The following is an 11,029-nucleotide window of genomic DNA, read 5'->3' as shown; positions in this document are numbered from 1 at the left end:
TGGTGCTGCCGGAGGCGGCGGCGCCCCGCCCCCGCCGCCCGGTGCGAAGATGGCGCCACCGCCCGGGGCCAAGCCGTCCGCGGCCGAGTCGGAACCCGCGCGACCCGTGACCGACCCGGAGCTGGTGGCCGCGCTGGCGCTGTCGGTCACCGGGGTCGCCGAGGCGCGGCCGGAGGAGCCGCCCGAGCTGGCGCCCGCGCCCGCGGTCAAGAAGACCCGGGCGATCGTGCGCACCAAGCCGACCCGCAGGCTCGAACCCGACGACCTGGTGTGCGCGGTCTGCGGCGAGGGCAACGCCCCCACCCGCAACTTCTGCAGCCGTTGCGGTGAGTCGCTGGCCGACGCCGGTGTGGTCCGGCTCGCCTGGTGGCGCAGGCTGTTCCGGCGCAAGCCCAAGCGGCACCCCGCGGGCACCCGCCCCGGCGCCAAGGGCACCCGGGAGCACCGCAACTGGCTGGCGACGCTGTCGCTGCGCAGGCTGCGCACGAGCCTGGTGGTCGTCGCGGTGGTGCTCGGTCTCGTCTACGCGGTGTACCCGCCGTTCCGCGCGACCGTCATCGACAACGTGCGCGCCCTGTACCGCAAGGTCGCGCCCACCCTCGACCCGATCCGGCCCACCACCGTGTCCTCGCCGACGGCCATCGCCGACCACCCGCCCGGGATGCTCGTGGACACCTACGACAACACGTTCTGGGCCGCGCAGCTCGGCGGTGCCCGGCCCAAGGTGGTCTTCACCTTCGGTGAGAGCTACCTGCTGCGCAGCATCATCCTCCACTCGGGAGCGAGCGAGTCGTTCACCGAGGATGGTCGCCCCTCGATCCTGCGGCTGACCTACAACACCGGCAAGAGCGAGAACGTGTTGCCCCAGGACAGTTCCCGGGGGCAGACGATCGACCTCAAGAACACCACCCTGGTCTCCTCGGTGACCGTCGAGGTGGTCGACACCTACAGCGGCACTAAGCGGCAGACGGTGGCGATCAGCGAGGTGGAGTTCTTCGCCCTCAAGTGATCCGGCGCACCCGGTCGGCGCGGTCGAGTGGTCGACCCGGCCGACCCGGCCGACCGGGTGCCCCCGTCAGCCCTCCGCGAGCAGGGTGCGGTACGCCTGCTGGCCGCGCCGGGCCGCCGCGACGTTCCCGGCGCGGCTGCGGGCCTCGGCCAGCAGCGACCACAGCCGGTGGTCCAGCTCGTCGATGCGCAGCGCCCGCTCGCACACCTCGATCGCGGCGGTCAGGTCCCCGCGCTGCATCTCCCACCCGGCCAGCGCGACCGCGACCCCGGCGGCCTCGCCGCGCAGGCTCTCCCGCTTGGCCAGCACCCACTCGGTCGCGCCCTCCTCGCTGAGCAGCTCACCGCGGTAGAGGTCGAGCACCCGGTGACCGCGCTCGACCATTGCGGGCAGGTCGCGGGTGCGCCTGCTCTCCCGCCAGTCGCGCACCGCCTCGGCGAAGTCGACCACGTCCACCGAGCTGCCCTGGGGCAGCGCCAGCAGGTAGGTGCTGCCGTGGCGCAGGATGCCGAACCCGTCCACCGCGTGCTGGCGCAGCAGCGCGCGCAGGCTGGAGATCGCCACCTGGAGCCGGTGCTTGGCCTGCTTGAGCGGCGCGTCCGGCCACAGCGCCGCCACCAGCCGCTCCTCGTGCAGCGGTTGCCCGTAGTGCATCGACAGCACCCGCAGCACCCGGCGGGCCTGCGCGCGCAGCACGTCGAGGTCCACCGGGGTGCCCGCCACGACCAGTGCGTAGGAACCCAGGCAGCGCACCACGACCGGCGGCACCGGCTCGACCGGTTCGGGGACGACCGCGAGCGCGGGTCCCGCGGGGACGGCCGGGGTGCGCAGCGCGTACACGGCGGCGGCGCCCTGCCGCCCGGCCCGCTCCACCGCCGTCGAGGCCACCAGCGCGTCGGTCCGCTCCCGCTCTGCGGCCGCGGCCGGGTCGCCCCGGCGGCCCAATTCGTCGGCCAGCAGCACCCGCAGCCACGTCTCCGGCACCCGCGCCCCCAGCCGCGCGGCCCTGGCCGCGGTGGCGGTGAGGACGTCCACCGCCTCGTCGTGCCCGGCGCGGACCAGGCCCACCGCCAGCACGTAGCCGGTCAGCAGGGCGCCCCACTCGTCGCCGACCTCCCGGCACTCGTCGAGGACCGCGGCGGCGTCGGCGCACGCGTCCGGGTCGAGCAGGGCCGCGCCCGCCCTGGCCACCCTGGCCAGCCAGAGCCACCCGGCGTCCTGGGCGTTGGCGCTCAGCGCGGCGAACTCCTCAGTGGTGACCCGGCCCGCGGTCGAGGCCGCCAGCACCGCCACCAGCAGCCGGGCGGCCAGCGCGACGAACCCGCGGCCGGTGCCCAGCGGTTCGGCCAGCTCGGCGGCCAGCCGCGGCCTGCCGTCCAGCATCGCCGCCACCGCCCGGCTCAGGTCCCACTCCGGGCTCGTCGCGGGCACGGTCCTGGCCAGCAGCTTCACCGGTCTGCCGCGCACCGCCGCCGCCACGTGCGCGGACATGTCGTCCACCAGCGGGTCCCCGTCGCGCTCGCCCTCCCCGCCGGGGATCCACCTGGCCACCCCGGAGCGCTCCAGCGAGCACTGCCAGCGCAGCCCCGGGTTGGACAGCCGGTCCTCGGCGTGCAGGTAGCGGTCGTAGGACTCGGCGAGCCTGCCCTCCCCGCGCAGGCGCCGCGCCTCGGCCAGCGCCACCCACGGGTCGTCGTCGAGCAGGGTGTGCGGCACCGAGGCCGCCGCGCGCAGCCCGCCCACCCGAGCCCTGGCCCGGTGCCGCACCTCCGCCGCGGCCACCCAGTCCTCGGCGCGGGCGTAGCCGCGGTAGGCCTCGGCCCAGTGGCCCGCGGTGGCCAGGTGGCCCGCGGCGCTGTGGTGGTCCTGCCGGGCCAGGTGCCTGCCCCGGCGCTCGACCAGTTCGCCCTCCAGGTGCTGCTGGAGCAGGGTGTGGAACCGGTAGGCCCGCACGCCCCCGGGCACCGGCAGGGTCAGCGCCTGCCCGGCGGCCAGGTCGGCCAGCACCGCGCCGCTGTCGCGCCGGTCCAGCAGGGCGTCGCACAGCGGGCCGTCGAGCACGCCCAGCGGGCTGACGCCCACCATGAACTCGTGCACCTCCGGCGGCAGCGGTCCGAGCACCTCCCTGCTCAGCCAGCCCGTCAGCTGCCGCGACCCCGCCAGCGGCTCGGCGAACGCCGCCGCCCGTTCCCGCGCCCCCAGCAGCACGGTGTCGACGTGCAGCAGCCGGGCCGCCACCGGCAGCCCTTCGATCCGCGCGCACAGCGCCGCCGCCTCCTCCGGCCCCAGCGCGACGCCGTAGACCGAGGAGAACAGCTCCTCCACGTCCCAGGTGCGCAACCGCAGGTCGGCGTAGCCGAACCAGTGCACGGCGCCGGGCACGTCCGTCGCCCACCCCGCCCGCTCGTCCCGGGTGGCCACCACGAACCGCACCCCGGCGGGCGCCTCGCGCACCAGCCGGGTCAGCGCGGCGCTGCCGGTGCGCGGGTGCGCGTCGTCGACCAGCAGGGTCACCTCGTGCCCGAGGCGGTCGAACGCGGTCAGCACCGCGTCCACTTCGGGTGCGCAGTCCAGCACCGAACCCAAACCCGCCAACAGGTCGGCGTCCCCGGCCCCTGCGCGTACCGGCAGCGGTTCCGGCACGGTGGCGGCGAGTTGGCGCAGCAGCACCGACTTGCCCGACCCGGCCGGGCCGAGGAGCACCCGCAGCCGGGCGTCGGCCACCGCGGCCAGCCGGGCGAGCAGGCGCTCCCGACGCAGCGTCCCCGCCTCGGTGGACCGGGAAGGGACACGCGCTGAGGTGCTCTGCTGCGGGGACACGCGGGCAGTGTGGACGCCGACGCGGCCGGTGTCAGCGGACAAAGCGCCCACCGGGGGGTGCCCGACAGGGCAACCCGCACAGCCCGTGCCACCATTCGGCGCAGCCGGTTGCCCGTGCGGCCACCATTCACCGCCCGTGCGGACGGCCCCCGCGCCGGTGCGCGGCCCCGGCCGCACCCACCACGATTGCCCCATGGCCGTCAGCGCGGTGCTCCGCACCACCCAGGTGACCGTGGCCCCCGGCGGCGCCGCGCGGTGCCACGTGCTCATCCGCAACAACTCTGCGGTGGTCGACCAGTTCGCCTTCACCGTGCGCGGCGACGTCGTCGACTGGACCGAGGTCAAGCCGGCCAGGGTCAACCTGATGCCGCAGCAGGAGGTCAGCGTCGAGCTGACCTTCACCCCGCCGCGCTCGCCGGAGGTGCTCGCCGGGGAGCACGCCTTCGCGCTGATGGTCGCCTCGCGGGAGGACCCGGCCGGTTCGGTCGTGCAGGAGGGGCTGCTCACCCTCGACCAGTTCACCGAGGTCGAGGCCGCGGTGGTGCCGGTGACCTCCACCAGCAGGCGCACCGGCAAGCACACCCTCGCGGTGGACAACCTGGGCAACCACAGCCACGGCGTCGAGGTGAGCGCCACCGACGCCGACAGCAGGCTCACCTTCAAGGTCAAGCCGCGGGCGCCCCGGGTCGAACCCGGCACCGCGACCTTCGTCCGGGTGGTGGCCAAGCCGAAGAAGTACTTCTGGCGCGGGGAGAACCGGCTGCTGCCGTTCACCATCCGCGTCCTGGGCCCCGACGGCGCGCCGATCGAGGTCGAGGCCGCCCTCGACCAGGCCGCGCTGCTGCCGCGCCGGTTCGTCCGGCTGTTCGCGATCCTGCTGGCGCTGCTGCTGGTCCTGGTCATCCTGATCACCACCATCCTGCGCCAGCGACCGCTGTCGCTGGTGGGGCGCGCACCCATCCCGTCGTCCACCGCCCCGCCGCCGAGCACGACGGCCACCCCGAGCAGCACCGCCCCGCCGCCGCCGTCGTCCGCCCCGGCGCCCACGACCGCCGCCCCCGCGCCACCGCCCGCCCGGGTCGGCGGGGCCGGGTCCGCGGCCACCACCGGCCGGACGACGCCCGCCCCCGCCCCGGTCACCACGACGTTCACCATCGGCGCGCAGGCCTACCCCGGCGTCGGCGGCGGCCCGCAGCTGTTCTCCTACGTGGTCCCCGACGGCCCGCGCCACCGGGTGACCTCGGTGCTGCTGCGCAACCCGGCCGCGGACGTCGGGCAGGTCCAGATCCGGCACGACGGCGCCGTCGTGGGCACCGTCGACCTGGCCGCGGTCGACCGCGACGGCGGCGACGGGCTGCTGTTCCGCCCGGACAACCCACCGCTGGTCGCCCCCGGTGAATCGCTCGTGCTGGCCGTGTCCTGCGGCAACGAGCGCGACCCGTGCACACCGCAGGGGGTGTTCACCGCCGCGCTGGTGCGGTAGCCGCACCGGGTCGGGCGGCCGTGTTGAGCCGCCGTTGCGCCGTGTTGAGCCGGTGTTGAGCCCACCGCGCACAGTGGTGATCGGCACAGCGCAGCACCGACCCGAGGGGCGACGAGATGAACCGCATCCCTGTCCACGTCACCGCCATCGACCCGATCCTGCGGACCGGGGTGGACTCGCAACTGCGGTCGCGGCCGGAACTGCTCCTCGTCGCCCACCCGGCCCAGGAGCCCGGGGTGGTCAGCGTGGTGGTCAGCGATGTCGTGGACGACGCCGCGCTGGCCCTGGTGCGAGAACTGCGCGGTCAGGGGGTGCGCCAGGTGGTCATGGTGCTCGCGCTGATCGACGACGGCGCGCTGCTGGCCGCGATCGAGGCGGGCGCCTGCGGCATCGTCCCGCGCGCGGAGGCCACCCCGGAGCGGCTGGTGGCCGCGATCGGGCACGCCGCGAGCATGGGCGGGGTGCTCTCGCCCAAGCTGCTGGGCAGGCTGCTCGACCAGGTCAACCGGTTGCAGAACCAGGTGCTCGCGCCCAGGGGCCTGCGGCTCACCGGGCTGTCGGACCGGGAGGCGTCGGTGCTGCGGCTGATCTCGCAGGGCATGGAGGTGCGCGAGATCGCCCATGAACTGTCCTATTCGGAGCGCACCATCAAGAACACGCTGCACGACGTGGTGAACCGGTTCCAGTTGCGCAACCGGGTGCACGCGGTCGCCTTCGCCCTGCGCGAGGGGATGATCTGAGCCGAGGTCCGCTCCCGATCCCGGCCGCGGCGCGCGAGCGCCCGCGGCCGGTACCCGTCTGCCCACACCGGGTTCGGTGTTGGTTATTTCCCGATCGGGTGGGTTCATCGCCGATTTGCGCACTCGCACTATGACCTCGACCACCGGGCGGGGACACCGGTCACCAACGGTGGAAATGATCACAAGTTGATCTCGGCTCGGCGCCGGTGCGTGCCCGGAGGGTCCACATCCGGATCAACCAGCGCGAACAGGATGAAACCGAGCGGGCCTCGCACGGTCCTGACCACTATGGAAGGCATACCGGGCCAAGGTGCTTGCCCTCTTTGGTGAATCGTCCGATCGGGTGACACCTGAACGGACCGTACCACCGGGTCGGTGATCGTCGTTGTCATGGTGAACAGGGACGGAGACCGCCCGGCAGCGTCGCCCGCGGACTCCGAACGGGGTCGGGGGATCGCGTCCCAACCGGGCGCGCGGTCGATGAGAAGGCGGCACACCGGTGAGTGCACCGCCTGCGTTGTGCGGAACTGAGGAGACCCAGACAATGTCCGTTGCGCTCAGTCGCCTGCTGTCCGTCGGATTCTTCAGCGACCAGACCGTTTTCGCCTCCGAGCGCTCGCTCGAGACGCTCGTCGACTCGGTCACCGCGGCACCGGCCGCGGCCGCGGTGGCGGAGGTGACCCCCGCCTCCCTCGTCGTGTTCGGCCGCACCCAGCTGCGCGCCGAGGACGTCGACACCGACCTGGCGATCCGGCTCGCCGCCGAACGGGGCGCCACCGGTCTGCTGTTGCAACGGCCGCCGCACCCGCTGCCCCAGGCCACCCGGTCGCTCGCCGAGCGGTCCGGGGTGGCGCTGGTCCTGGTCGACCACGCCGAACCCAACCGACTGGTGCCCGCCATGGACCACTACGTGCGCGCCCCGGAATCCACCGACAGCGGGCTCGTCGGCCTCGTCGCGCACCGGCTGCGCGCGGCCCCGTCGGACCCGGGGGAGATGGTGCGGCTGCTGGCGACGGCGCTGCACCACCCGGTCGGCCTCATCGACCCGACGGGCCGGGTGGTGGCCGGGGACCTGCGCCCGGCGCTGCTGCCGCTCACCGCCCCCACCGCCGCCCGGCTCGCCGCCGCCCGCCCGCTGCCCTGGGTGTGCGCGGCCGGGCCGGACGCGCTGCTGCTCCTGCAACCGGTGCACTCCACCCCGGACAGCCCGGCGAACCTGTGGCTGGCGGCGGAGGTCCCGGTGTCGCCCGCGGCGCACGTGCGCGTGGTCACCCAGGCCCTCGGCGTGGCCGCGTGGGCGTTCGTCGCGCACTTCGCCACCGCCGCGGTCGACCTGGAGCGCCGGGGCAGGCGCCTGGAGGCGCTGCTGACCCGGCTGCTGGAGGAGGCGGGCGCACCGCGGCTGCCGGTGCTGGAACAGGCCACCGCGGCGGGCTGGCGGCTCGGCGGCTGGCACAGCGGCGTGCACGTGCGCTTCCGCGCCGGGCAGACCTCGAGCGCGGTCGTCCGCGACCGGCTGCGCGAGCACCTGGCCGCCCGGGGCGTCTGCGCCGAACCCATCCCGTACGCCGACGGGTGGTCACTGTGGACCACCTCCCCCGTCCTCCCCGGCCCGCAGGCGCAGGCCGACCTGATCGGCGCGGTCCGCCGCGCCTTGCTCGCCGCCGAGCACGACTGCCCCGAACTGCGGCTGTGCGCGGGCATCGGCTCCGCGGCGGAGGGCACCGCCGGGCTGCGCGACTCGCTGCGCGAGGCCCGGCGGGCGAGTGTGCTCGCCGGTGCCCGCGACGTCGCGGGCGCGGTGGAGCACATCGGTGCGAACGACGTGAAGCGCCTGCTGTCCAACAGGTACATGACGGGGGTGCAGCAGGACCTCGCGCACCAGTTGCTCGGCCCGCTCGCCGCGGACGCCTCGGGGCAGCTCCTGCACACCCTGTCCTCCTACCTGGACAACAAGTCCTCCGCCACCGCGACCGCCGCGGTGCTCGGTGTGCACCGCAACACCGTGCTGCAACGGCTCGACCGCATCCGGACCCTGCTGACCGTGGACTTCACCGACCCGGACGAGCGGTTGGCGCTGCACCTGGCCACCCGGCTGGTGCAGACCGGGATGGTGCACCGGGCGGGCGAGGACGTCGCGTCCTGAGCCGGGTCACGCCAGCGGTGGGCCGCTGACCCCCGCGGCGGTCACGGGGTGGTGGGGGTGCAGGCGGGTGCGGGGGCGGGCAGGCCGAGGAGGCCGCCGAGCAGGCCGGTCACCGGGACGAGCACGCACGCCAGCCCGGTCACCGGGTCCACCAGCACCTGGCCCACGGTGCCGACCACGCCCTGCACCACACCACCGACCACCTGGGGCACCCCGGCCACCGGCGGCAGCGGCTGGGGCGGTGCCGGTGCGGGCGGCGCGGTGGGCGGCGCGGTGGGCGGCTGCGGACGGGGCGTTCCGGGCTGCGAGGTGCCGGGAGGTGCCGGTGCGGGCACCGGTGTGCCGGGCGGGAGCGATGTCGGGCCGGTGGCGGGCGGTGTGGTGCCGGGCGCTTCCGGGGGAGCGGGGATCGTCTGCGGTGGTGCGGGCAGTGCGGCCACACCGCCGCCACCGGGCGCCGGGGTTCCCCCGGGGGCGGTCGCGCCCGGGGTCGTCGGTGCCACCGCGGTGACGCCGCCCGCGTAGGCGGCCATCCACGACCGGACCAGTCGCAGGTAGGCGGTGGAGTGGTTGTAGCTGAGCACCGCCGAGTCCAGGCCCGCCCCGGTGCGCAGGTCGCGCCCGTCCGCGCACAGGTAGCGGCCCGCCGCGGTGGCCGCGTCGTGGATGTTGTGCGGGCTGGCGACCCCGTCCCCGTTGCCGTCGGTGGCCCACCTGGCCCAGGTGCTGGGGATGAACTGCATCGGGCCGACCGCCCGGTCCCAGCGCACGTCGCCGTCCAGCCTGCCCAGGTCGGTGTCGCCGATGGCGGCGACGCCCGGTGCGCCGTCGAGCCGCGGTCCCAGGATCGCCTGGACCGTGCTGCCGCCCGCGTCGACCTGGCCGCCGCGGGCGTGCCCGGATTCCACCTTCCCGATGGCGGCCAGCAGGGGCACCGTCACCCCGCACCCCGGCTGCGAAGCGGCCAGCGCGAGCGCGGCCCGCTGGTAGGCGGCCAGCACGGCGGCCGGGATGCCCGAGACCGACGCGGGCCGGTCCACGACGGTCCCGCCGCCGGGCGCGGTGCGCTCGACCACCGGCACGACCGGGGGTGCCGCGGTCGGCGGGGTGCCGCCGTCCGCCCCGGGGACGGGGGCGGGGTCGGGCACGCCGTCGACGATGCGCGGCCGGACCGGGGCCGGATCGCCGTAGGCACCCTGCCGCGCCTGCACACCGGGCGACCCGGCCGTCCCGATCGCCGACGTGGTGAGCAGCGCCGCGATCACGGCGGCCGTGCGCGGCACCGCGCGCGGTCCCCGGGTGGTCGCGGTGGGCGGCACCGTGGCGGGCTCGGTTGTTCGGGTCATGTCCCCGAGTAGAGCACCGCGGGCCCCGTTCCCGGGGCCCGCCAACGCTTTCCTGCCCTTCGGGGCAACCCTTTCCGCCCCTCGGGGTTCCTCAGCGGGTCAGGCTGCTCAGGGTGAGGTCCGCGAAGTGGCGCGCCACCTCTTCCGCGCTGAGCGGACCGTCCGGCTGGCACTACAGACCGAGCTGGTGGACCGCGCCGAAGTGGTAGCTGACCGCCAGTGTCGTTGGAACGTCGGCCCGGAACGTCCCGTCCCGCTGCCCCTCCTCGATCAGGGCCTTCACTCGGTAGTGGTAGCCGCGGCGCTCGGCGCGGACCATCTCGTGCACCCGGGGGGACAGCAGGTGGAAGGGCTGGAAGAAGACCACCGCCTCGTCCAGATCCGCGATCGTCGACTCCACCACGTCGCTGATGATGGCGTGCAGCTTCTCGCGCAGCGGCAGGTCGGAGTCGGCGATGGCCTCCATGCGCAGCCGCTGCCCGGCCTGCATCTGCTGGTAGACCTCGACGAGCAGGTCCTCCTTGGTGGCGAAGTAGTGGTAGAGGGCTCCCGTCGTCACCCCCGCCGCGTCGGCGATCTCGCGGACGGGGGTGGCGTCGAAGCCCTTGCGCGCGAACAGGGTGATGGCCGCGCGCACAACTCGGTCACGTACAGGCACCGCGTCAGCCAACCAGAGCCACTTCGGCCGGGGTGCGGCGGGCGGTCGGCGCGGCGGTGATCGGGCCGGTGCCGCGGTCGGTCACCATCGGTTCCTGGACCACGTTGGGCGACAGGTCCGGGGAGACGGTGAACGCGAACGCCCCGGTGTACCCGGCGTGCGAGGGCGAGTTCAGGCGGTGGAAGCATCTACATCGAGGAGTTCGGTGAATACCTCGCTCGGCTTCTTCCAGTCATAGATCTTACGGGTCCGTCGTTGATCTCCGCGGCGATCGCGGCGAGGTAGGTCGGGTCGCTGGTGATCTCGATACCTCTGGGTAGATACTCGGGGCGGGTCGCGGTGTCGAGTGCGGTGGTCATCAGTGCCTTCCGTTGGTGCTGCTGGGCCGGGCCCGCGCGGGCCCGGCCCAGCAGTGGGTCAGCTGGCGGCCGGGTATGGTCTCCCGTCCTCCGCTCCACTGTGTCATCAGCCTGGCGCAGGACGCGACAGATCGGCTCGACCCCGAACTCCTGTTTGTGGCGGTCGATGTAGTCGATCACCGTTGCGTGGGGCGGTCGAGCTCCGCCGCGAAGAAGGTCGCCGCCGACCGAAGAATCTCGTTGGCGCGCTTGAGCTCCGCCACCTCACGCTTGAGGCGCTTGAGCTCAGCGGACTCCACCGTCGTGGTCCCCGGACGGGCGCCGTGGTCGACCTCGGCCTGCCTGATCCACTTGCGCAGCGTCTCCGGAGTCACCCCGAACTTCGGCGCGATCGAGCACACCGCCGCCCACCACGACGGGTACTCCTCCCGATGCTCCGCAACCAGCCGCACCGCCCGCTGACGCACC

The 11,029-nt window shown here is 74.7% G+C and carries 7 protein-coding genes and 2 pseudogenes; 4 read left to right on the top strand and 5 right to left on the bottom strand.

Annotated features, from left to right (window positions below):
- Positions 1 to 1,009 (top strand): NADase-type glycan-binding domain-containing protein (locus tag GCL84_RS22070; protein ID WP_207710097.1); only part of this gene is annotated, 1,009 nt, incomplete at its 5' end.
- 66 nt (positions 1,010 to 1,075) lie between these two features.
- Here GCL84_RS22070 and GCL84_RS30720 read toward each other — a convergent pair.
- Positions 1,076 to 3,829 (bottom strand): BTAD domain-containing putative transcriptional regulator, encoded by a 2,754-nt coding sequence (locus GCL84_RS30720; RefSeq protein ID WP_156757443.1) that lies wholly within the window; start codon positions 3,827 to 3,829, stop codon positions 1,076 to 1,078.
- Between the two features lie 193 nt (positions 3,830 to 4,022).
- Between GCL84_RS30720 and GCL84_RS22060 the strand changes: the two genes are divergently transcribed.
- From GCL84_RS22060 to GCL84_RS22050, 3 genes are all read left to right on the top strand, one after another.
- Positions 4,023 to 5,312 carry a COG1470 family protein gene (locus tag GCL84_RS22060; protein WP_156757442.1) on the top strand — a complete coding sequence of 430 codons (1,290 nt, stop codon included), beginning with the start codon at positions 4,023 to 4,025 and terminating at the stop codon, positions 5,310 to 5,312.
- A gap of 116 nt (positions 5,313 to 5,428) precedes the next feature.
- Positions 5,429 to 6,052, top strand: coding sequence for a response regulator transcription factor (locus GCL84_RS22055; protein WP_156757441.1), 624 nt, complete (start codon positions 5,429 to 5,431; stop codon positions 6,050 to 6,052).
- A 544-nt stretch (positions 6,053 to 6,596) separates the two neighbouring features.
- On the top strand, positions 6,597 to 8,198 hold the full coding sequence (locus GCL84_RS22050) for a PucR family transcriptional regulator (RefSeq protein WP_156757440.1): 1,602 nt from the start codon (positions 6,597 to 6,599) through the stop codon (positions 8,196 to 8,198).
- Positions 8,199 to 8,239: 41 nt separating this feature from the next.
- Here the strand turns inward: GCL84_RS22050 and GCL84_RS22045 are convergent, their stop codons facing one another.
- The 4 genes and pseudogenes from GCL84_RS22045 to GCL84_RS22035 all read right to left on the bottom strand — a co-directional run.
- The gene (locus tag GCL84_RS22045) at positions 8,240 to 9,544 is read right to left on the bottom strand and encodes a lytic transglycosylase domain-containing protein (protein WP_156757439.1); all 1,305 of its coding nucleotides are present in this window, start codon (positions 9,542 to 9,544) and stop codon (positions 8,240 to 8,242) included.
- 172 nt (positions 9,545 to 9,716) lie between these two features.
- Positions 9,717 to 10,202, bottom strand: coding sequence for a TetR/AcrR family transcriptional regulator (locus GCL84_RS22040; RefSeq protein ID WP_235926571.1), 486 nt, complete (start codon positions 10,200 to 10,202; stop codon positions 9,717 to 9,719).
- A 171-nt stretch (positions 10,203 to 10,373) separates the two neighbouring features.
- Positions 10,374 to 10,528 (bottom strand): annotated as a pseudogene (locus GCL84_RS31130) (IS30 family transposase); the annotation flags it as partial.
- A 221-nt stretch (positions 10,529 to 10,749) separates the two neighbouring features.
- A pseudogene (locus tag GCL84_RS22035) lies at positions 10,750 to 11,028 on the bottom strand (transposase); the annotation flags it as partial.
- Position 11,029: the final 1 nt, after the last annotated feature.

The sequence above is a fragment of the Actinokineospora pegani genome (assembly GCF_009745975.1).
Classification (GTDB): domain Bacteria; phylum Actinomycetota; class Actinomycetes; order Mycobacteriales; family Pseudonocardiaceae; genus Actinokineospora; species Actinokineospora pegani.
The sequence above is the reverse complement of the archived record's forward strand: the minus strand, read 5'-3'. Positions and strand labels throughout refer to the sequence as shown.

Coding starts and splice junctions, on each gene's coding strand:
- GCL84_RS22045 (WP_156757439.1), bottom strand. CDS start 9,544: ATGACCCGAACAACCGAGCCCGCCACGGTGCCGCCCACCGCGACCACC.
- GCL84_RS22050 (WP_156757440.1), top strand. CDS start 6,597: ATGTCCGTTGCGCTCAGTCGCCTGCTGTCCGTCGGATTCTTCAGCGAC.
- GCL84_RS22060 (WP_156757442.1), top strand. CDS start 4,023: ATGGCCGTCAGCGCGGTGCTCCGCACCACCCAGGTGACCGTGGCCCCC.
- GCL84_RS22055 (WP_156757441.1), top strand. CDS start 5,429: ATGAACCGCATCCCTGTCCACGTCACCGCCATCGACCCGATCCTGCGG.